At 62.6% G+C, this 22078-nt stretch carries 20 protein-coding genes; 15 read left to right on the forward strand and 5 right to left on the reverse strand.

All coding sequences use genetic code 11. The features are described 5' to 3' along the window. Positions 1-25 precede the first annotated feature (25 nt). The 8 genes from G6N32_RS07000 to G6N32_RS07035 all read left to right on the forward strand — a co-directional run bounded on the left by G6N32_RS07000 (position 26) and on the right by G6N32_RS07035 (position 9889). A complete protein-coding gene (locus G6N32_RS07000) occupies positions 26-883 on the forward strand; it encodes a hypothetical protein (RefSeq protein WP_147291940.1) in 858 nt (285 codons plus the stop codon). A 948-nt stretch (positions 884-1831) separates the two neighbouring features. Then, positions 1832-2143, forward strand: a complete 312-nt coding sequence (locus tag G6N32_RS29285) for a helix-turn-helix domain-containing protein (protein WP_115316625.1) — start codon at positions 1832-1834, stop codon at positions 2141-2143. Beyond that, complete coding sequence (locus G6N32_RS07010) at positions 2136-3206, forward strand: protein kinase domain-containing protein (protein ID WP_163789169.1); 1071 nt, start codon at positions 2136-2138, stop codon at positions 3204-3206. The genes G6N32_RS29285 and G6N32_RS07010 overlap by 8 nt, the downstream gene beginning before the upstream one ends. Further along, a complete protein-coding gene (locus G6N32_RS07015; RefSeq protein WP_115316623.1) occupies positions 3203-4987 on the forward strand; it encodes a tetratricopeptide repeat protein in 1785 nt (594 codons plus the stop codon). Before G6N32_RS07010 ends, G6N32_RS07015 begins: the two co-directional genes overlap by 4 nt. Positions 4988-6211: 1224 nt before the next feature. Continuing rightward, positions 6212-6541, forward strand: coding sequence for a WXG100 family type VII secretion target (locus G6N32_RS07020; RefSeq protein WP_115316622.1), 330 nt, complete (start codon positions 6212-6214; stop codon positions 6539-6541). 6 nt (positions 6542-6547) lie between these two features. Then, positions 6548-8209 carry an Rv0964c family protein gene (locus tag G6N32_RS07025; RefSeq protein ID WP_115316621.1) on the forward strand — a complete coding sequence of 554 codons (1662 nt, stop codon included), beginning with the start codon at positions 6548-6550 and terminating at the stop codon, positions 8207-8209. A gap of 358 nt (positions 8210-8567) precedes the next feature. After that, positions 8568-8855, forward strand: coding sequence for a hypothetical protein (locus G6N32_RS28755; RefSeq protein WP_232077544.1), 288 nt, complete (start codon positions 8568-8570; stop codon positions 8853-8855). Positions 8856-9178: 323 nt separating this feature from the next. Further along, on the forward strand, positions 9179-9889 hold the full coding sequence (locus tag G6N32_RS07035) for a polyamine aminopropyltransferase (protein ID WP_115316620.1): 711 nt from the start codon (positions 9179-9181) through the stop codon (positions 9887-9889). A gap of 48 nt (positions 9890-9937) precedes the next feature. Here the strand turns inward: G6N32_RS07035 and htpG are convergent, their stop codons facing one another. Beyond that, positions 9938-11863: a molecular chaperone HtpG gene (htpG, locus tag G6N32_RS07040; RefSeq protein ID WP_115316619.1), complete on the reverse strand. Its 1926-nt coding sequence runs from the start codon at positions 11861-11863 to the stop codon at positions 9938-9940. Positions 11864-11948: 85 nt separating this feature from the next. On the opposite strand from htpG, the gene G6N32_RS07045 reads away from it, so the two are divergent. Then, positions 11949-12614, forward strand: a complete 666-nt coding sequence (locus G6N32_RS07045; protein ID WP_115316618.1) for a DsbA family protein — start codon at positions 11949-11951, stop codon at positions 12612-12614. Between the two features lie 12 nt (positions 12615-12626). On the opposite strand, the gene G6N32_RS07050 is transcribed toward G6N32_RS07045, so the two are convergent. Beyond that, a complete protein-coding gene (locus G6N32_RS07050; RefSeq protein WP_232077545.1) occupies positions 12627-12971 on the reverse strand; it encodes a hypothetical protein in 345 nt (114 codons plus the stop codon). 81 nt (positions 12972-13052) lie between these two features. Next, on the reverse strand, positions 13053-14015 hold the full coding sequence (locus G6N32_RS07055; protein ID WP_115316617.1) for a ferritin-like domain-containing protein: 963 nt from the start codon (positions 14013-14015) through the stop codon (positions 13053-13055). 189 nt (positions 14016-14204) lie between these two features. Between G6N32_RS07055 and G6N32_RS07060 the strand changes: the two genes are divergently transcribed. After that, positions 14205-14351 carry a hypothetical protein gene (locus G6N32_RS07060; RefSeq protein WP_163789171.1) on the forward strand — a complete coding sequence of 49 codons (147 nt, stop codon included), beginning with the start codon at positions 14205-14207 and terminating at the stop codon, positions 14349-14351. 607 nt (positions 14352-14958) lie between these two features. Next, positions 14959-17067, forward strand: a complete 2109-nt coding sequence (locus G6N32_RS07065; RefSeq protein WP_115316615.1) for a catalase — start codon at positions 14959-14961, stop codon at positions 17065-17067. Between the two features lie 18 nt (positions 17068-17085). Here the strand turns inward: G6N32_RS07065 and G6N32_RS07070 are convergent, their stop codons facing one another. Further along, positions 17086-17724 carry a TetR/AcrR family transcriptional regulator gene (locus G6N32_RS07070; RefSeq protein WP_115316614.1) on the reverse strand — a complete coding sequence of 213 codons (639 nt, stop codon included), beginning with the start codon at positions 17722-17724 and terminating at the stop codon, positions 17086-17088. Positions 17725-17821: 97 nt separating this feature from the next. Between G6N32_RS07070 and G6N32_RS07075 the strand changes: the two genes are divergently transcribed. Both G6N32_RS07075 and G6N32_RS07080 read left to right on the forward strand, forming a co-directional pair. Then, positions 17822-18727 carry an AurF N-oxygenase family protein gene (locus tag G6N32_RS07075; RefSeq protein ID WP_115316613.1) on the forward strand — a complete coding sequence of 302 codons (906 nt, stop codon included), beginning with the start codon at positions 17822-17824 and terminating at the stop codon, positions 18725-18727. Beyond that, positions 18724-19011 (forward strand): DUF4873 domain-containing protein, encoded by a 288-nt coding sequence (locus G6N32_RS07080; RefSeq protein WP_115316612.1) that lies wholly within the window; start codon positions 18724-18726, stop codon positions 19009-19011. The genes G6N32_RS07075 and G6N32_RS07080 overlap by 4 nt, the downstream gene beginning before the upstream one ends. A gap of 9 nt (positions 19012-19020) precedes the next feature. On the opposite strand, the gene G6N32_RS07085 is transcribed toward G6N32_RS07080, so the two are convergent. Then, on the reverse strand, positions 19021-19713 hold the full coding sequence (locus G6N32_RS07085; RefSeq protein ID WP_115316611.1) for a PAS and ANTAR domain-containing protein: 693 nt from the start codon (positions 19711-19713) through the stop codon (positions 19021-19023). Between the two features lie 267 nt (positions 19714-19980). Here G6N32_RS07085 and G6N32_RS07090 point away from each other — a divergent pair, with 267 nt between their 5' ends. Both G6N32_RS07090 and G6N32_RS07095 read left to right on the forward strand, forming a co-directional pair. Further along, entirely contained in the window at positions 19981-20307 is a 327-nt protein-coding gene (locus G6N32_RS07090) for a WXG100 family type VII secretion target (RefSeq protein ID WP_115316610.1), read from the forward strand. Beyond that, on the forward strand, positions 20297-22009 hold the full coding sequence (locus G6N32_RS07095; protein WP_232077547.1) for an alpha/beta hydrolase: 1713 nt from the start codon (positions 20297-20299) through the stop codon (positions 22007-22009). The genes G6N32_RS07090 and G6N32_RS07095 overlap by 11 nt, the downstream gene beginning before the upstream one ends. Positions 22010-22078: the final 69 nt, after the last annotated feature.

Genomic DNA, 22078 nt, shown 5'->3' on the forward strand with positions numbered 1-22078 from the left:
TCACAGGTACGTAAAGGGTCAATGAATGACAACCACGTCCGCCGCTGTAAACACCGGCTTTGGCCGGGTACAGGTGACGATGCGGGACTTCCAGACACGTCCTACGCCTGGAACTTTTGGTGCTCAGTTCCACAACCTCGACAGCCTGCTGTTTGTGAGTGCCGTGCTCGAGGTCATCGACCGTCAAAAGGCTCTACCAGCAGGATCTCGAGGCGCGTCTGAGGAAACACCGCGCGCAGGCGAGCTGACCTTGGAACTCGCTGGACTATTCGGCGGTCACTCTCCACCACTCGCCGCGCAAGCCGTGGCCGAGGCGCTGCGTCTATCCCGGCAAATTCGCGTAGCGCGCGTGACGTATCGCTCACCCGTTGAGATAATCCTCGGGTTCGCCGAGGACCCGATTGGTCTTGCGTTCGCCGCCTTCGGAGGGACCGGTAGCGCGATTCTGGTAGTGAATCGAATGATCAGCTTGTGGCAGCGGATCTCGGGTGCTCGACTGCGACACACGGAGGCAGATAAGGCCGTCGTCGAACTCAGTAGCGCAGTTGAAGCAGCACGATCCCAGGTATTTCAGAGCCGGATAGCCGAGGCTGAGGCTCGCATCCAGGCAGCCGAGGCTCGCAAGAGAGAAGCCGAAGCTGACTTGGTGGAGTCGGAAATCGCGCTGAAGATCGAGGCTCACGATGTCATCCGGAGTACGCCGGAGCTGATGAGGGTATTGCTGTCAGCAGATCTGGCATCCGAGCGTTCCGGAGTTCAGGACGTGGAGAGAAGTGCCGAGGGTTTGCTACAGAAGGTTGGTCAGGCAAGCAAAGCGCTAGCTTTCATCGGACATCAGTTTCATCGCCGAGGAAGACGCTGCAAGCTGAAGAGCCAAACTTGAGACGATTCAGCTCGCGCAGTGCATTGGGAATGGTCTGCCGGAAGGATCGCCGGCTACGACCTGGGTGCAACTTCGACCAGAACAACAGAGTGTTGCCGTCGCTCGTGAACAAACGTCGATGTTGCCTTCACTCCCGCTGATCCGCGACTTCGTCTCTACCGACCGCGTCGATCGTGGCGCGGCGCTTCTGCTCTAGTAGATGTGCGTACCTCCTCCGATCCTCTCGCGGCTTGACACGCCGCCGATGGTGGCCATTTCACCCCGCGGCGCCAATCGATTTGTCTGGAGCCGAACGAACCCTGATGTCGACCGCCGGCGGCAAGCTCAGCGCGTAACACGTGCAATTGGCGTGCGTGTCGAAGGAGCGGGATGGAAGGTGCGTCGGATCCGCAGATCGACACCTTCTGTGCCCCAACAACGTCCGACACTGAACGGTAGGTGATGCCCCGTGATTCGGGGTTGATCAACGCGATGGCACGCTGAGCGGCAAGTGGGCAGTGGAACACACGCCCCCTGCACGATCCCGAACGACGAGCGCGCGAGTGAACGTCGCACATCACGTCTGCGCTTGGGCATTCCGCCACGGACTGCAAAATGGGCCGCCGCCACTTCCTGAGGATTAAGGGGCTTAAGCCGAGGTCCATCGGTCAAGAGACGCGCTATCTGTAGGCGTCAGCCAGCGCACATTCAGCCTCACGATCGCCCAAGATGCGTCTATGCTGCGGAGGATTGCGAGTAGTCCCCGCTTGGTAATCGGGCGGATTTGAATAAGCCCAGGCCGCGACATGAGCACCGCCGCGCATCGAGTCGTGATCGGCCGCGCCAGCGGCTGAACATCCCGCGAACGCCCCAATTACCCAGGTCGAGGAGTGTGTAAGGTGTTGCCAGATGTGGCAACACCTTAGGAAATTTGTTGCCAGATCTGGCAACAGTACGTAAGCTCGCTATATGCCGTCCACACCCAGCACCGCGAATCTTCTGCGCGACCTTCGTCGTCGCGAAGGGCGTTCGTTGCGAAGTGCGGCGGCCGATATTGGAGTTGCACCGTCGCAGCTGTCTCGGCTGGAACGAGGGCAGCGAGGGATGGGTCCTGAGATCTCGGACAAGCTCGCGAGCTACTACGGCGTACCCGCAGACGTCATAAGCATTGCGCGCGGCGAAGTTCCAGCCGACGTTGTGGAGATCATCTTGAGTAACCCTGAGGCCATCACTGAACTTCGTCGACGCTATGGACCCGCGTCGTCAGCCAGCGGTGAGTAACTGGGCGCCCGCGCTCGTCGGTCTAGAGCTCGGCGGATATCAAATCGGGCCGTACCTAAGCAAGGGCGGTTTCGGAATGGTATTCGAAGCAACAAATCTGGCAACGAGTGCCCCTTGTGCCATCAAAGTCCTTGACCCGAACCATAACGCGCAAGATGCCGCCGAGTTCGACGGAGAGGGCGACCTTCTAGCGAAACTGGCAAGGCGCTCACATGTGATAAACCTGTTGGACTCCGGCAGCGAAAACGTCGAGGTCGACCTCCGTGGCATAAAAGTGCCGTTAGCCCTGAAATATCACGTGATGGCTCTAGCGTCTGGCTCGGTGGATGAACTGATCGCCAATCCGGTCACCTTCGCCGCCCTGCCCTGGGTGGATCGGCTGCATCACTGGCGAGGCGCAATCATGGGTGTTCACCAGATGCACCTCAGCAAGGTTGCACACCGAGATCTCAAGTTAAGCAACTGCCTGTTGATGCTTGGCAAAGGAGGCAAAACGGAAGTGAGGATCGCCGATCTAGGTCGATCCAAAGACTTCAGCCTGCCGCCATCACTGCCCCCAGGTGATTACTACTTTGGGCGTGGAGACAATCAGTTCGCACCCCCTGAGTACCTCTGGTGCCAAGGAGGTTTCACCGAACAGGACTTCCGATGCGCGGATCTGTACGGCGTCGGCTCGCTTCTTGTTGAGCTGGCGACCGGCCATGGGATGACAGCCATCGCTATTGGTTCGTGGCAGGCCGCGCAGATGCAGGGCGTGCAGGATCACCGGATCAATTTCCGTCGCGACCTTTCGGCACTCAGGCCTAAATACCACCGCGCCATCGAGCACGTGGCACTGCAAATTCCAACGCAGATCCGGCGGGAAGCGGTGCAGCTGATTAGACAACTTTGTGATCCGGTTCCCTCGGAACGCTTGCCCAAGATTATGGGTAAACCTCCGAAAGATCCGGACGACGGTCTGCATTGGTTACTGAGAAGGGCCGACATTTTGATCGGCAATCTCACGGTTGACAGACGTAGATGGAAGTACTCACGTAAGGCAAGGAATATGAACGCATCATGACTGTTCTCGGAGCTGGTGAAGCGGTGCGTCCCAAGGATGAGGCAGTCACAGGGAAGGCCAATCCTGTGCGCCCCGGCGACGTGTCCGTTCCCGATTTGGCCGCTGTAGCCGACAAACGTCAGCCAACGACGACGCGAAAGAGCCTGGCAGCGAAACTGCTTGCCGATGCCACACGTGCCCATGAACGCGCGCTGCGACGCGTTGATCTGGTGCGTAGCTCGAACACGCTTGCAGCTTTAGCGCAGTCTCACGCAGCGCTTGGCAACGATGAGGAGGCCCTGAGCGCTGCACGTGAAGCACTCGAGTTGGGTTTCAGGACGGAGGAAGGCTGCGCTGCTGCTTGGGTGGACCCATCATCCGTCCGTATCGCCACCGAGATCCTCACTCGGTACGGCCACGCTGAGTCGGCATATGAGGCACTGCGACGTGCTCCCGTACCGCCCTCTCTCTGCCTAACTTTCGCTTCTGTCGCGGCCGCACTAGATAAGCCTGAGGAGGCACTGAGTACGCTCGCCCCCTATGACAACTGGGCGGTGAGAGCGTTTCGCGGCTATGTATACGCCTCGTCTGGAGAGTTTCCCAAGGCTATAGGTGAACTGCGGCGAGCACTTCGTGACGAACCTAATGACACCGACTCTCTGCTCAATTTGGCTATTTCCTTGTGGGGTGTTGGTGCGACGAAGAAGGCGTGCCGCATCGCTCTGCGGGCAACACGCTCTGCGCCTGGCAGGAAAGATGCCTCCCTGTTCTATCTTGATCTTCTTCTCGATTCGAGTGACGTTGATCGTCTCAAGCATGAGATTTCACTGCTTGAAGATCGGAAAGTAGTTCCAGATGCGAGATTCCTGGAAATCCAAGGGCGGGCGTTGCTTCTTAGGGGCGAGTGGACCAAAGCGATCACCAAGTTGGCGTCAGCCGGCGATGAGGCTGAACGCGAAGGCGATGAGGCCACCGAAGGTCGAGTGCGGTCTAATCTAGTTCGCATTAAACACATGCACGGCCGCCTGAACCACGCACAGGCTGCGGAGCAGTTAGAGGCCTTGGTTTTGCGATTCCCAGGCAACGACATCGTGGCAGTGAACTTCGCTGAAGTTGCCGGACGGCGCCGTGACGCCTCCGTGCTTCGTAGAACTTTGTCTGAGATTGAAGACAGCACCTCGCCAGCTCGGCTCGCTTACCTTCGGCACCAGATTGCGGCGTTAGAGGGCGACAACGGTGCCGCCGCTATTGCCGCCGAGGAATGGTTTAACCTGGAATCCGACAATCCCATGGCAGCCTCTGCTGCGATGACCGCAATTGGAATTTTCCAGGGGGATTGGCCCAAGGCAATTGCCATAGCGGAGTACGCGCTTGAGCATTTCCCGGGCCAGCACTCAATCATTAATCACTCGGCCTATGTGCTAGCGATGGGTGGGCGTGCCAGGGAAGCGATTGAGATTATTGAAGCTGCTCCGGAACAAGCCGAACGTGACTTCGTACTGAACGCAACCCTTGGGCTGGCGCACTTGGCTAATGGCGACATCGATCAGGGAATGCGGATCTATCGGGATGCTGCCGATGAGGCGGAGAAGGCAAAGCCGGTGTGGCGCAGCCTAATGACTATTTATCAGGGCCTCATTGTCCGTCAGCTCGGCCTCGATAAAACCACCCCTACGCGACTCATCGACGCATTGGCTTTGGTCCCAGTCCCCCTCCCGGAGGATTGGGAAGATCGCCCAGACTACCTTCGTCTCCAGTCGGTCTGTGAAAAAAACAGGTATCCATGGCCACCCAATCTGTAGTTGGGCGAACTGCGCACTCAATGACTCGTTTGCTGTTGACTCCGAAAGCCGCTCACCGTGCAACTGGTCAATCAACGTAGTTGTGCCGCCTGACCGACCAGCACACCGCGATGAGTAATGCCAGATTCGGTCGATCTCATCGATTGCTCGCATACAAGTCTGACGCCGCGGGTCTGCTCATGATTCCGACAATCGCGCGCTCGTCACATTGCTTAGAGCAGCATAGGAGCCCCTCCGCGAACACTCGTTCGGCGTTTCGCATCCGTGTTCTAAACACTCTCGATCGCGGGCAGATGTATGCATTCCTCAATTAGGGATCACCCCAAGTAGATCTGTTTCTGTCAGGAATCAGGCGGTGGTCGTGGCGCCGTAGTTGCGGGACGCGAGCCGATACGATGACAAAGTTCTGTCACCACGGGCAGCCGGGGAGCGCCGTACTGGGACAGCCGCGCCCGGCAGCGAAGAATGGGGCGCGTTTGCCGTCGCCGCACCACCTTGCCAGGGCTCGCCAGCTAACACGCAAACGCAAAGACGTCCGATTTGGGAACAAATTTGGGAACAAAACCCTCCGAAACGGGCCGAAATGAATGAGCCGCCCTGGAACGGCTCGAAATGTCAATAGCCATTTACCTGCATAAATGAGACTTAACGGACCTAGCAAACTATTGAGACGACAGCTCATAACCCAGAGGTCGCACGTTCGAATCCTGTGCCCGCTACCAATGTGATGTTGCAAGACATCGGAATAGCTCTGAGCCTGTTTTGGGTTCAGGGCTTTTCCGTTTGGGGCCTTTGGGCGCTCCGGTGGGTTGGTAGTCCCAGGTGGGGTCCAGGGTCCCGCCTCGATCATCAGAGGCGAGAAGCCGAGCTCCCGCTGTTCAGTGGCCAGTTGGCGCATCGGCGTTATCGCCTCTTGCAGCGGGCTCGATAGCGCCGCTGCGCCGCAGACATTGCTGCCTTCCTTGGGCGGCACTCGCACGCACACTGTCGGTGTCTGACGACGGCTCGAAGATGTCGTCGGCTTCGCCGGGCGCGGTCAACGGCACCTCCGAGCTGAACGGCCAGAAGCGCTCCCGCGCCTCCGACCTCGCGGACGATCGATGACATATCGTGCGATGACTGCGAGAGGCTGGGTCCCGATCCCCAATCATCAGTCGAAGGGTCACTGGCGCCCTTCCCGGCTTTGCTGGTATCCATAAGTCAGCAGGTCTGGAGGGAGATGAGATGTCGCTTCGGGTCAATATCGAATCGTTAGCGACCTCGGGCACGCAGATCGCCGGCCACGGCGAGGACGTGGCCGCGAAGCATGCGGCAGCAGCCAGCCGGATCGACTCTGCCCGGGCTGGCTGGCAGGGTGCCTCCGCGCTGGCCATGAGCGCACTCTCCGAACAGTGGCTGGCCTCGACCAGTGCGCTGCTGACCCGTCTGAGCGACCATGCCCAAGCACTCCACACCAGTGCTCTGGGGTTCGGCGAGATGGAGCAGCGCCATAGCCAGAAGTTGGAACAGCCAGCGCAGGCCGCGAACGTGATTGCCAGCCAGACGGACCTCTGAGTTGCCGTGACTCTCACCGTCCAGGACATCGAGCGATGGAATGCCGGCGATGTGCGGGAGGTGTTCCATGCCGCGAGTAGTCGTGCGCAGGCGGCGCAGGATGCCGCGGACGGGTTGGCAACGCTCCCGGCGTTCGAGACCTGGGGTGGTCAAGCTGCCGAAGCAGCCAAGGAAGCGATCGGTCAAACGCGCAAGGACTTGGACGCTGCCGGAAACGAAGCGTTGGCAGTCGCCAACGCGGCCCGCAGCGCGGCGGACGAAATCGAGCGCATCAAATCAGAGCTTGCAACGCTGAAAGCCGACGCCGAATCGCTTGGCATGGAGATCGATCCGATGTCGGGCACGGTGCTGCCCGGCCCGAAGATCCGCAACCCGATGGAAGCGGAGCTCAAGCAGATGCAGCTGCAACCGCGGCTGGACAAGATTGTGGCCGAAGCGAATACGGTCGATATAGCACTGGCTAACGCCATCAACATGGCTGGCGGCAAGACACCTATCCCGGCGACACCCCACGACAATCGGCCGGAAATTCAAGACGCGCTCAACAAGCCCTTGCCGGAGGACCCGAAAGAGTTCCACGATCTGTGGTCGAAGCTGACCGCAGAGGAAAGGGACTGGTTGTACAGCCGAGACCACAACATCGGCAACCACCCTGGGATGCCGTGGGCGGATGACGCGAATGGTGGTGGAAAGAACCACTACAACCAGCTGCACCTTCCGGAGCTGCAGCAGAATGCGCAAGCCCAGATCGATCAGCTGGCCCGCGACCACCCGAGTTGGGCGGCGGGCCAAGTGCCCAATCCCAAAGGTGACATGCGTATCTATCGCCAGTGGCAAGACTGGAAAGAGAAGTGGAATAACGCAAATCATGCGCTCGATGGCTTCAAGTCCGTTGGCTCCACACTCTCGCGCGACGACGGAATCCCGCGTCTCCTCGGCGTGATCGACGATCAAGGCCATGCTGTCGTCGCGATGGGTGATCCCGACCATGCCTCGAACACCGCGACACTGGTCCCTGGCACCGGGCAGGATCTCACCGCATTCCAGGGAGCCACCAACAAATCTGAAGCGATGTACCGAGCGGCACTCGCGGCGGACAAGTCACTCGAGGGCAACCTAGCGGTCATGACGTGGATGGGCTACGACCGGCCGATGGACCTTGGCCAGGCGGCGGACGATGCGTACGCACGTAATGGCGCCGCAGCGCTCGACAGCTTTATGGCCGGCAACCAGGCTTCTCATGTTGGCCCGGCGTCACTCGATACCGTCGTCGGCCACAGTTACGGCTCAACGCTTGTGGGGGCGGCCGGTGCTGATGGGCATCACCTCGCGGCCGAGAACGTCATTGCCGTTGGCAGTCCGGGCATGCTGGTGGGGAACGCCCACGACCTCAGTCTTGATCCGGGCGGCAACGTGTATGCGGCACGCGCCCAGCACGACATCATCCACCTCGTCGCAGGTGCAGCATTGGGGCCAAACCCGACATGGGATGGCTTCGGGGCGGTCGAGATTGCAGCTGCTCCAGGTCCTGCCACCGGCCCAGAAATCCTCAACCTGCCCTCGGTCGAGGCCCACAGCAGTTATTGGGATCCTGGGAACGTGGCGCTCCGCAACATGGGAGCGATCATCGCCGGTCAGCCGCCACCGCAGATTGTGCCGAATGGATAGGAAACCTGTGCAGCCGATGACGTCGCGATTGATTCCCGTGTGGCAAGTTGTCGCAGCGCTCTGCGTTGCAAGCGTTCTCGTCGCAGGGTGTGGCAAATCGCTTGGCCCGCCCGTACCGACTGGCGCAATCGATATAGGAGGTCCGCCGATGACATCAGCGCCACCACCCCCGCCGGGGTGGTCACTGAAAGAGGTTGTGCCACAGAGTCAACAGGAAGCTCAGGACGCCGTCCTCGGCTATCTCAAGCGAACACTGGCGGTCCTGCCGGCGGGAACCGTTCTCGATACCAAGGGCCAACCGGGCTCAGGGCACACCGCATGGTGTGAGGACGAACCCAAGGATCCGAAAAATGTTCCCGTGCACTTGCTGGTGATTGGGGACATCAAGGTGCCCGGCGACATGGACCCGAAGACCTTGATCACCAAAGTCGGTGACACGTGGCGAAGCTGGGGTTGGTACGTGTTCGAGCGCGACGGCTTCAACAAGCCAAACCAGTTCGGCTACGGCCCTGATGGCTACCGGCTGCAGATCGAAATGTCCAACCCGCCAAGCTATCCGCCGACTCTGACGGCGATCTCCCCATGCTTTCCGGGCACTCTAGCGCGCGATGATCTTCGGTTTCCGATGGTCGTTAGTGCGCAGTGACCGCTTACGCCATCCGATGTCGTGGCGGCCGAACGGATCGGCCGATGGCACCCGGCAGAGGGGAAGCTGCGAGAAGAGAACCGTCTCGACTCAATCGAGAAAGCCCTGCGGGGGAGAGCTTTTTTTCGCGCAGTCGCTGGTGGGGTCCTTGCCGTGTTCCTCCGGAAAGTTGAAGAGCAGCAACGTCTCTAAGTCGGCCATCATTCAGCAGGCTCCGCAGCAGTAGCGGGACTGCGGCTGCTGCCGATCCGCTGGTTGTCTGTAGGCTGAGTTCGCCGAGATGCTCTCGGTGAGCGATATTGCGGGCGGGCCGGTGGTGCGTCATGAGTGCACGTTTCGAGGAACTCGACTGGTCCGAGACCCCCATGGGGGTAGTCAGCCTGCGCAGACGGATCGAGCCGTCCCTGAATGTCGGTGTGTACGAGGTCAAACTCGGCGACGAGTTTCTGATGTCGAGCCTGTTCACTGCAGCGGAGGTAGCGCTCGCGCGCCTCGGCCTGGCCGAGGCGGTGGAGGGCGACCTCGATGTCGTCGTCGGGGGATTGGGCCTTGGCTACACCGCACAGACGGCGATGGAGGATCCCCGCATTCGTTCGCTCGTCGTGGTGGAGGCACTCGAAGAGGTCATCGGATGGCATCAGCGCGGCTTGCTTCCGAACACGGCCGAGCTGGTATCGGATCCGCGGGTGTGCCTGCAGCGGGGCGACTTCTTCGCCATGGCCGACAGCGAAGCCGGTTTCGATCCGCAGGCACCGGGCCGGCGATTTCACGCCGTGCTCCTCGATATCGACCACACTCCGCGACACGTCCTGCACCCGAGCCACTCCGCGTTCTACACGCCCGCGGGGTTGCAGAAGCTGGTCGGGCACCTGCATCCCGGCGGGGTCTTCGCGCTGTGGTCCGATGATCCACCCGACGCGCAGTTCGAGGCTGTTCTCGCCGAAGTGTTCAGCCAGTCCGAGGCATCCGTCATCCGATTCCCCAACCCGGTGACGGGCGGATACTCCACCAACACGGTCTACGTCGCACGGTAGCTGCGCTGGCCCTCCGGACTGCACGGCGGTGACCGTCGCGCAACACCCTCAGATGGTCCGCGCCAACCGCTCCGCCAGCAGCCCGGCAAACTTCGCCGGATCGTCGAGCGTGCCGCCTTCAGCCAGAAGCGCTGTGCCGTAGAGCAGTTCAGCCGTCTCGGTCAGCTCGGAACCGCCGCCACGGCCGGCGAACGCATCGCGTAAACCCACCACCAGTCGATGGCTCGGGTTGAGCTCCAGGATGCGTTTTTCGGTGGGAACTGCCTGCCCAGAGGCCTGCAACATGCGCGCGAGCGCAGGCGTGATACCGAAACTGTCGGTGATCAGACACGCCGGCGACTCAGTGAGCCGGCTCGACAGCCGCACCTCTTTCACGTGGTCAGAGAGGGTGTCTTTCAGCCACTCGAGCAGACCGGCGAACTCCTGCTCCAGCTGCGAACGCTCGGCCTCACTGGTCTCCTCCTCGGCGGACAGGTCCACCTCGCCCTTGGCGACCGACTGCAGTGGCTTGCCGTCGAATTCGGGCACCATGTCCACCCAGACTTCGTCGACCGGGTCGGTGAGCAGCAGCACCTCATAACCCTTGGCTTTGAACGCCTCGAGGTGCGGTGAATTCAGCAGCTGCTGACGGGATTCGCCGGTGGCGTAGAAGATCTGTTCCTGACCGTCCTTCATGCGTTCGACATACTCGGCCAGCGTGGTGGGTTCCTCGTCGCTGTGCGTCGAGGCGAACGACGACACCGCCAGCAGCGTGTCCTTATTGTCGGCGTCGGACAGCAAGCCTTCCTTGAGGACTCTGCCGAACTGCACCCAGAACGTGCGGTACTCCGCCGGCCGCTCTTTCTGCATTTCGGCAATCGTCGACAGCACCCGCTTGGTGAGCCGTCGGCGGATCGCCTTGATCTGTCGATCCTGCTGGAGAATCTCGCGAGAAACATTGAGCGACATGTCCGCCGCGTCGACGACACCCTTGACGAAGCGCAAGTACGGCGGCAGCAGCTCCTCGCAGTCGGCCATGATGAACACCCGCCGCACGTACAGCTGCACACCCACCCGCGCGTCCTGCTGGAACAGATCGAACGGCGCATGCGACGGGATGAACAACAACGCCTGGTACTCGAAGGTGCCTTCCGCCTTCATCGGGATGACCTCCAGCGGGTCGTCCCAGGCGTGCGCAATGTGCTTGTAGAACTCGGTGTATTCCTCCTGGGAGACTTCGTCTTTCGGGCGAGTCCACAACGCTTTCATCGAGTTGACTGTCTCGGTCTCGATGGTGACCTGCTCCTCGCCGCCCTCCTCGGTGGCCGGGCTGCGGCGCTCGACCTGCATCCGGATGGGCCAGGAGATGAAGTCCGAGTACTGCTTGACCAGTGACCGGATCTTCCATTCCGAGGTGTAGTCGTGCAGCTCGTCCTCGGTGTCTTCGGGCTTGAGGTGCAAGGTGACCGCGGTGCCCTGCGGCGCATCGTCGACGTCGGCCACGGTGTACGTTCCCTCGCCGCTGGACTCCCAACGGGTCGCCGAGCTCTCGCCCGCCTTGCGGGTGAGCAGGGTGACGGTGTCCGCCACCATGAACGACGAGTAGAAGCCGATCCCGAACTGGCCGATCAGCTCCTCCGAGGCGGCAGCATTCTGGGCGTCCTTGAGTTGCTGGCGCAGTTCTGCGGTGCCGGACTTGGCCAGGGTGCCGATCAGGCCCACCACCTCGTCTCGGGTCATCCCGATCCCGTTGTCGCGGATCGTCAGCGTCCGCGCGGCCTTGTCGATGTCGATCTCGATGTGCAAATCGGAGGTGTCGACGTCGAGGTCCTTGTTCCGGAACGCCTCCAGGCGCAGCTTGTCCAGTGCGTCGGAGGCGTTCGAGATCAACTCCCGCAGGAATGAGTCCTTGTTGGAGTACACGGAGTGGATCATCAGATCCAGCAACTGGCGGGCCTCGGCCTGGAACTCCAGCTGCTCTACACGTTCAGTCATGGTGAATCCGTTCGACGCGACGACAATTGGTGCCGGCGAGATAATAGCGAGGCCGAGGTGGCGCGCGTGACGGCATGATGGTCACATGGACGCACGACCTGGAAACCGGCCGCTCCGAGCCCTCGGCGCGGTCCTGGCCCTGCTGGTGTCGCTGCTCGTCGCCGCACCGACCGGAGTCGCGCAGGCGGCGGAGGCGGCACCGGCAGGCGATGCGCTGTCGATCGGCGACCCGGACGCACTAGGTCAGATCGACCTTTATGTCGATCCGCTGTGCCCGTTCAGCGGCAAGTTCGTGCGGACTCATGGCGAGCAGATCAGCAAGCGCATCGACAGTGGCGCGCTGCGCGTCAACGTGCGGTTCGTGAGCTTCCTCGACAAGTACTCGGCCAGCGGCACCTACGATATCCGCGCGATCTACGCCGCGTACGTGGTGGCCGATCAATCACGATCGAGCGACGTTGCGTGGCGCTTCATTGAAGCGATCTACGCCAAGGGCACCCAGCCGAAAGAAGGTGGGGACACCGACCTGAGCAACGACCAGCTGGCTGATATCGCCAACCAGGTCGGCGCGCCTCAACTTGCCCAAGACCTCATTCGAGTCGGTTTGCCCATCGGTTTCGACCCGCACGTGATCGCGAACAACAATCTTGATGTCCTACACCAATTTCCTGAGCCAGGAGTTCCGCTCGTTGTCATCAACGGCCAGCCGGTCGACGAGGATTCAGACTGGCTGACTCAGCTTCCCGGCTGAGCCGGGCAGAGGCTATAGCTGACCGAGCGGACGGCAGACGTTGGACAGGGCATTCCAGTACTGACCCGGCGCGCAGTTCTCCGCTTGGCGGGGCGTCTGGCAGGTATTCGTGATCGGGTCCCAAAACTGCCCGTTCACACAGTTCAACGGTTCGGCAGCACTGATGCCCACACTCAGCGGCGCTGCTGCGGCGATGCAAACACTGGCGACGGCGGCGACCGTCGCGCGACGACGTAGTGGATTCATGCTCTGATCCTTCCCGGCTGTGCGTGTGTCCAAACCATCGCGCTGGCCGAAGCCGCTGGCCACGAGTACGTCCTCGACATTACCGACCAATTCCTCACCCGCGGTGGTCAATACGACATTGAGCCCCCCAGGGGGCGACAAAAATGTCCCCGCGGTGCTGCTTACCGCGGGGACATTGGATTCGGGGGTCGCTCAGTTGATGCCGACGACCTCTTGGGCGATCGCGGCTACTCGGGTCTGAGCGGCGGACACGACACCGTGACGGTCCTTGTGCGCCTCCTCGTAGGCCAGGATCGCGCGGACGTCGGACGGAGTGGTGAGCTCCTTGATCTCCGCCACCGCGTCAGAGACGTTCAGCGTGTCGTAGTCGGCGATCGGCAGCTCGGCAACCTCGAGCACACCGGCGGCGGTTCGCATCGAATGCAAAGCATCGGCGGCCTGGCCCGCACCCTCACGGCGGGTCACTCGCTCCGCTGTGGCCAGCGCTGCATCGCGTGATGCGGACAGTGCCTTGGCGGCGACGTCGCCTGCATGGGCACCGCGGCTCAACAGCTCGCCGAGCGCCGGGGGAGCCGCACGCACAGTGTCCACCGCGCGATCGACTCCGCGCGCTGACCACTGCATCGGCGCACTCACCATCTTTACTGCCACGCCAGTGGCGACCTGCACCGGTGTGCGGCGCAGCGCGGCCGGCCCGCCGAGCGCATCTTCAGCCAGCACCGTGGTCAACCACTCGACAGTTGCCGAATGCGCCGTCATGAGGCGATCGGCCAGCTTCTCGATGTCGGACTTGCCCAACGCGACCGCGAGTGCCTTGATGTAGCGCGACCGGTCGAGCAGTTGGTGCTCCAGCGCGAGATCGCCCAACAGCGCCTCGCCGAACGGCTGCGCCTGCTCGGTCAGCGCCTTGACCGCGGCGGCAGCACGCCCCAGCAACGGGCCGACGACATCCGGCAGCCCACCGAGTTCGCGGATCGCAGCCTCGATGGCTTCGGCCCGGTCGCGGCCGTTTTCCGCATTCTGCGTCAGCTCGGTGCGCACAGCTTCAGTACGGGACTGCGCCACCCGGGTCTCCGCGACCTGGATTTCGGTGTTCGTCAGATCAAGCACAGTGCGCAGTTGGGCCACCAGTGTGGTGGTGTCGTTGAAAGCCATAGAAATTCGCCCTTTCGGCGTTGACGTCATTGTGTTGGCGCGATACGCGCCGCAATTACCGACTACCCCCTGCAGCTCCTGAGTACCGCCACTGTGACCGGGTCATCAGCGAAACTTTGCTTCTTACAAAGACGTTTGTCTATGTCATAGCCGGGTACGGCTGCTGCAATCGAGCAGGAAAGGGCCGATATGACGACCAAATCCAGAGATATTAGTGAATCCGACCTGGGTCCGGACCGGGACAACCGATCGGACATCGTCGATCCCCGCGATACCGATCACCCCGCCGGCACTGAGCAGGCCGACGAGAATGCCGCCACCGAGTCTCCGAGCTAGTCCACCTTGATCGAATCGCTCCGTGAATCAATGTCTGTAGTAAAGAGCGGCCGTTATGAAACAGGCCTCTAAGTGGCCCGAGAGATCGAAAATCGCTGTAGAACAACAGATTATGGTGAGTAATTCAGCGCGATTAGGCGATCGCCCTATTCGCAAGTACTGTTAGCGCCGTTGGTACTGAAGCAGTTTGGCATCAACGTACGTCCGGAGCGGTCTTCCCCGATATGCCGTGAGCCTTCGCTCCATACCGGACATCATCCAAGCCAAGCAACTCTGCGAGAGCGATCATCGCGTCTCCGCTGGGCATCCGCGTGGCCAATCGCACGATTCCGCGCCGATCGGGCATGGTTCCTGGTCGTGCTGCTGAGCATCGGCTACATGGTGAGCCGCGGCCTGGCCAAGTCCGGTAGCCGCCACCACAACGACGGCTAATCCCAACAGGTTTCCCGTTTGACGATTGTCCCCGTCATCGCCGTGTGCGGTGGCGGGGCCAATCGATTTGGTCGCCGATCAAACCCGGTGCCGGTTGACCGTGTATGTCGCCGCAGCCCGGGTACTACTCGCCTATCACGGCCAGTCCAGCCCTCGTCACCACCCAGGAGAACCCATGCCGCCCCGCCGCAAGCCTGATCAAACCGCCCCCAAGCCGACGAGCCCGACCGGCAACACCACCGGTGAAGCGGGTGATCTCGACGCGCGGGCCCAGTCGGGGAAATACCTGACCACTGCGCAAGGCCTGCGACTGCCCGACACCGACCACTCGCTCAAGGCCGGCCCCCGGGGTCCGTCGCTGCTCGAAGACTTCCACTTGCGGGAGAAGATCACCCATTTCGATCATGAGCGCATTCCCGAGCGCGTCGTGCACGCTCGCGGCGCCGCAGCCCACGGCGTCTTCGAGTCCTATGGCGTCGCCCGATCGGTCACCAAGGCCGGCTTCCTCGGGAGCAAGGGCAAGAAGACCGACGTGTTCTGTCGCTTCTCGACCGTGTTGGGTTCGCGTGGATCGGCCGACACGGTGCGTGACACCCGCGGCTTCGCGGTCAAGTTCTACACCGACGAGGGCAATTTCGACCTCGTCGGCAACAACATGCCGGTGTTCTTCATCCAGGACGGCATCAAGTTCCCCGACATCATTCACGCGGCAAAACCCCACCCGGACCGCGAGATTCCCCAGGCGCAGTCGGCTCACGACACGTTCTGGGACTTCGCGTCGCTGCACACCGAGGCCACCCACCACGTCTTCTGGAACATGAGCGATCGCGGCATCCCGCGCTCATTCCGGACCATGGAGGGGTTCGGCGTCCACACCTTCCGCCTGGTCAATCGCAAAGGCGGGACCAGCCTGGTGAAGTTCCACTGGAAGCCCGTGGCCGGGGTGCACTCACTGGTGTGGGAAGAGGCGCAACTCGCAGCCGGATTCGACCCCGACTTCCACCGCCGCGACATGGCCGACGGCATCGAGGCCGGCGCCTACCTGGAGTACGAGCTCGGTATCCAGGTCATGCCCGATGACGGCACCGACAGCTTTGCGGGCATCGACCTGCTCGACCCGACCAAGCTCGTGCCCGAGGAGATGGTGCCGGTGCAACTCATCGGCAAGATGACCCTCAACCGGAATCCGACGAACTACTTCGCCGAGACCGAACAGGTGGCTTTCCACACCGGCAACCTCGTGCCCGGTATCGAGCCGACCAACGACCCGCTGATGCAGGCGCGTCTGTTCTCCTACCTCGACACCCAACTGACCCGTCTAGGTGGACCCAATTTCTCGCAGCTGCCGATCAACCGGCCGCATTGTCCGGTGAACGACATGCTCCGTGATGGCATGCACCAGACGGCAATTCACACCGGACAGGCGCCGTACCGCCCCAACAGCATCGACGGCGGAGAGCCTCTGGTCGCCGACGCCGAAGGCGGATACGTGCAGACGCCCCGGCAGGTCGATGGTCCGACGGTGCGCGCTGCGCCGGCGTCGTTCGACGACCACTTCAGTCAGGCGGCGATGTTCTACCGCAGCTTGACCTACATCGAGCAGCTGCACATCATCGAGGCGTTCACCTTCGAACTCGGCAAGTGCTACGAGCAGGCGATCAAAGAGCGGCAGCTCGAGGTGCTGGCCAACGTCGACACCGACCTGTGCAAGCAGGTGGCGATCGGCCTCGGTCTGCCCGCGCCGAAAGGCACACCGCCGCAAGATGTTGTCGAATCACCGGCGCTATCGCAGGTGATCGACACGCCGGGTCCGATCGACGGCCGCAAGATCGCCATCATCGCCGGAGCCGACTCCGACTTGGCCGGTGTCGCCAAGCTGGCGGCAGCGATTCAACGTCTGGGCGCGACCCCGCTGGTGACCGCGCCGCTGGGCGGTGTGCTCAAGTCCGGGCGTCGCAGCGTGGTGGTCGAACGAACCTTGCTGACCGCGAGGTCGATCGAGTTCGATGCTGTCGTCGTCGCCGCCGGAACGAAGCCCGCCCACGACATCAAGCTGGTTCTGTTGCTGCAGGAGGCATTTCGGCACTGCAAGGCGGTGGCGGCCTGGGGTGACGGCGCCGACGCCCTGACTGCGGCCGGAATCGATCTCGGTTCTGCCGGCGTACTGACCGCCGATTCGGTCGACAGGTCCTTCACGACCGCACTGGGCGAGGCGGTCGGTCTGCATCGGGTGTGGGAACGCGCCGTCGACGTGATGGCCTCGGCAGTCGCGCCGGTACGGTAACCCGGCGACGGGCGCTGGCTACCGCTCACCCGCCAACCCGAGCAGCGGCGGTACCAGATACCGCCGCGCGAACGAGCGCAGAGCGTCGTCGTCACCGAGGGCGACGTTCTGCGACGGCGTCAGCACGAACGACACGATGACCCGAACGGTCACCTCGGCGACTTCGAGGAGCTCGAGTTGCGTGCGTGTGTCGTCAGGTAGCGCGACGGCGAGCTGATGAGCCAGGAATGACGATGCCGTCCGCACGACGCTGTCGCCCTCGGTGGTCAGGAACGGCAACACCGTCTCCGGCTCGGTGGCGAGCAGGCGCTGCAGTAGTGCGTGCCCCCGCATGGTGTTCAGCGTGAAGACGAATCCCTCGACCAGCTTGTCTTCGGCCTCGTCGTAACCGCCGGCCTCGGCCGCCAACTCGGACAGGAACCGCTCGAGTTCCCGCAGCAGCACCGCCTCGACGATCGCGTCCTTGTTCGCGAACGTCCGGTACAGCGTCACCCGCGCCAGCCCGGAACGCTTGGTGATGTCTTCCACCGTGGACCGCCGAATTCCGAACAGTTCGAACTGCCGCAAAGCCGCGTCCAGGATCTTTTCGGCGTTGCCTTCCACCGTCGGCGACCCGAAACGCTGCACCGCTTTGGCGAGCAGGCCGCTGTACTTCATTGCTGCAGTGTAAGGCCTGCTCACACGCTATTGATACAAACAAACCAAGAATGTATCTTCGGTCTCACCGGCTCAACCGCGATGTAGGAGGCTCGACATGGCTGCTTCGACCAGGACGGCACCGCCACCGAGTCGAGAGGAGTTCTCCGCCCGGCTGCTCAACGGCTCGGCCCGCAAGTCCTACGCCCCCGTCGTCGACATCGACTGGGACAGCCCCGTCGTGCCCGACACGTTCTTTCTCCCGCCCCGCATGGTGTCGCTCTACGGCACCCAGATGTGGCAGGAGATGAGCCGCGAACAGCAGATCGAGCTGTCCCGGCAGGAGTTCATCAACCTGCTCTCGGCCGGCGTGTGGTTCGAGAACATCCTCAACCAGGCGCTGCTGCGCGGCCTCATGCACGCCGATGTCACCGCAGCGTCCACCCACTACTCGCTCACCGAACTCGGCGACGAGACCCGCCACATGGTCATGTTCGGCCGGGCCATCGCGGCCGTCCACGGTAAACCGTTCCAGCCCAGCCGGATCCAGCGGATGACCATCAACCTGCTGCCGCTGGTGTTCCAGAAGACCGTGCTGTGGATCGCCGCGCTGGTAGGGGAGGAGATCTTCGACGCACTGCAGCGGGAGATCCTCGACGATCCGGACATCCAGCCAATTGTCCGCCGGGTCATGCGAATTCACGTCACCGAGGAAGCGCGCCACATTCAGTTCGCCCGCGACGGCGCCCGCCGAGACGTCCCGACCATGAAGCGGCGAAACCGCTTCCTGCTCGCCACGATCCACGGCGCCGGCGGCCCGTTCTACCGCTACCTGTTCACCAACCGCGCCGTGTACCGCCGTGTCGGGCTCGACGGGCATGAAGGCCGACGGCAGGCCCGCGCCAATCCGTATTTCCACGACACCACGCGAACCGGATTCGCGCCGCTGGCGGCGTTTCTGGAGGAGATCGGGCTGATGAACCGGATCAGCCGGCGCATGTGGACGCGGAGCAACTTCCTGTGACGGCCGACGACAGCGGTATTTTCGACGGCGAGGCCGAACTGGAGGTGGACGGCGTGCGCTGTCCCGTCCGGGTGCGCCTCGCCGGGCACCTCAACCCGATCGACGGGCGCTACCACTGGCAGGGTCTCGCATACGGCGCTCCCGACGCCGTGACAGCGGGCGCTCCCGCCCAGCTGGTCATCGGAAGCCGAAGCGTCGCAGTGAAACTCGTCGAGCGAGTCCCGTCCGGTCAACTGATGGTCAGCGGTGTCGGCGCGCCGCCCTACGACCTGCTGCCGGTCTGACAGCCTGCGCTAGTCGATGCCGCCGACGCGCAGATGCGCGGTCATCAGCAGTTCGTCGTACACCGACCTGGCAGGCATGGCGCCGTCGTGAGGCACGCTCTGAAAATCGGTAGTGACCTGTTGAGCGAGGTCGCGCAGCTTCACATTGGTCTCTTGCGAGCGCCAGCGCAGTAGGTCGAAGGCCGCATCGGCACTGATGCTGTAGACCATCATCAGCATCCCTTTGGCCTGATCGATGGGCGAGCGACGGGCGGCGATGTCCTCGACCTCGTTGCTCACCTGCTCCTGAGCGCTGCGGAGGTCGCCGGACATGTCGATGTAGAAGCCGTCACTGCCGATGATCTCGCCGGCGTCGTCGCGCAGCTGGTTGCCCACCACGACGACGTGGTGGATTCGTCCGTGCTTGTCGCGGATACGGTGTCGGGTGCTGAACGGCTCACGGGTGCGGCGTATGCGCTGCAGCAGCTCGCTCAGTTCGTCGCGGTCGTCCGGATGCTTGTGGGAGAGCACCAATTCGGTGGTCGGGGTGACGGTGCCGGGCTCGTAGCCATGCATGCGGGCCACCTCGTCGGACCACTCCCAGCGGTCGTCGGCGAAAAAGTATCTCACCCATCCGATCCGGGACAGGTCGCCGGCTTGGGGCGGACGCGCGTCGCTCCGGCGGCGGGACTCATCCCGTCGATCATCGTGCCGCCCCGACATGTGCACTGCCCCTGATGAAATAAATGTCAAACTCGACCTAGAACTTGTTACTGACCCCCTTGATGATAATTGCCGTGATCGCAGATGGCGCGCAGTTTTCGCATCGTCCGGACGTCGTCGTGCTTTGGTCATTTTTTGCGCTCATTCGGTGCTGCTACGGATCCCCCGGAGGGCCTGCGCGATATAGCCGGGTGAACACGCTCGATGCTTGCTTGGTGGTAAGTTGGCCGTTCGGACAGTTTGCTGCACGGGGCGAGGAGGCGGGCCATGGCCGAGCCGCTGAAGGTCGATCCGGAGTCGCTGGTCACTTCGGGCGGAGTGTTGGATCAGCATTCGCAGAACGTGTTCGCCACCCACACCCAGGCGGATCAGACCATCGAGTCGTCACTGTTCAGCTGGGTGGGGCAATCGCAGTCCGCCCTGGCGGCGAAAGCTGCCACCTGGTCCACGGTGACGACGACCCTGACTACGCGCTTGTACGAGCATGCCGAAGGCCTGCGGGTCAGTGGTATGACGTTCGCTGCGATGGATCAGCGCGACGCCGAGGAACTCGCCGACGTCTATCGGCCGAACGGTCAGGCGCGTGACGCTTAGCGTCGCAGACATCGAGCGATGGGATCCCGAAGCCGTCCGGGAAGTTTTTCACGCAGCGTCCGCGCGCAGCGGAGCCTCGACCGACGCGGCGCGCGCCTCCGAACAGCTGCCGGCGTTTGAGTCCTGGGGCGGGGTGTCCGCGGACGCCGCCCGCGATGCGATACACAAGACGCGGGTAGACCTGGATGCCCATGCCCGCGAAGCGCTTGCGGTGGCCCAAGCCGCGCAGAAGGCCGCACAGGACATCGAGAAGGTGAAGATCGAACTGCGCGAGCTCAAGGACGATGCAAGAGGCGAAGGGCTCGACGTCGACCCTGCCACCAACTCGGTGGTGAAGGGTCCGGGCTTCAAGGGCACGGCCGCGGATCTGGCGTCGAAGATCGCTGACTGCCAGAGCCGGCTGAACGCAATCCTGGCCGAAGCCAACGGTGTTGACGCCGAACTGGCCGCGGCGATCAACATGGCGGACGGCACGCTGCCGATCCCGGACGCGCAGCCCACCCCGCCGCCACCGCCGGAGTCGACCCCACCCGAGGACGTCAAGAAGTGGTGGGACTCGCTGACGCCCGAACAGCAGCAGGCCGAATTGCGGGACAACCCACCGTATATGGGCAACCTCAACGGGATTCCCGTCGAGGCCCGTGACGTGGCGAACCAGACTGCCATGCGGACTGACATCGAGAACATCGAGGAAGCCGCCAGCCGGCACGGGGTCTCTGCCCAAGACGTGATCAACGACCCATTCCGCTACGGCTGCACCCCGGACGACGTCACGCGCTACACCAACGCGGTCAAAGTCGAACAGGCACTCGAAGACGATCAGCTGGCAACCGGCGCCCAGACATTCCTTCAGGTGTATCAGCCGACGAAGTTCGATGGTCAGGGCCGCGCGGCGATCGCGATCGGCAACCCCGACAAGGCCGCCAACACCACGGTGGTGGTGCCGGGCACCAGTCACAGCGTCACCGAGGGCTGGCTCAGCGCCAGCGATGCCACCAACCTGTACAACGAAGCCGTGAAAGCCGACCCCAGCCGATCGGCGTCCGTGGTCGCCTGGATGGGTTACGACGCGCCGAACAGCCTGACCGATCCGCAAGTCGCACAGACCTCGCTGGCGCACCAGGGCGGCGCGCTGCTCGCCGCGGATGTCAACGGCCTGAACGTCACTCACGGTCCAGGCCCGTCGCACATGACCGTCATGGGGCACTCCTACGGCTCGACGACGGTGGCCGACGCCGCAGCGGGCTACGGAATGCACACCAACGACGCCATCCTCATCGGTTCACCGGGTACCGATATGGCCAAGAGTGCCGCCGACTTTCACCTCGCCCCGGGTGGGCATGTTTTCGTCGGCGCCGCCTCGACCGACCCGGTGACCCAGCTCGGCGGTCTTCCTCAGGTGCACATCCCGGGTACCGGAGTGAATCTGGCGCTGGGCACCGACCCCGCTGTGGACGGGTTCGGCTCGACGCGCTTCAAAGCCGAAGTGCCCGGCTGGACCATCAACGACCACAGCCACTACTTCCAGCGTGGCACCGAGTCCTTGTTCAGCATGGCCGACATCGTGTCCGGCCACGGCGACGCCCTTGCCCTCGACGGTATGACCGCACCGCATCGCAGCGACAACATCCTCACCGACATCGGTGTGCTGCCGTCGGATCCCGAACTGTTTCGTGCCCCGACATCAGGCCACTACCACTAGGACGGAACCCAGTGATCTTGCCGCGCAAGAGAATCCCGCTCGCAGTGACTGTGATGGTCGCCGCCGCAC

The sequence above is a fragment of the Mycolicibacterium aichiense genome (assembly GCF_010726245.1).
Taxonomy (GTDB): Bacteria; Actinomycetota; Actinomycetes; order Mycobacteriales; family Mycobacteriaceae; genus Mycobacterium; species Mycobacterium aichiense.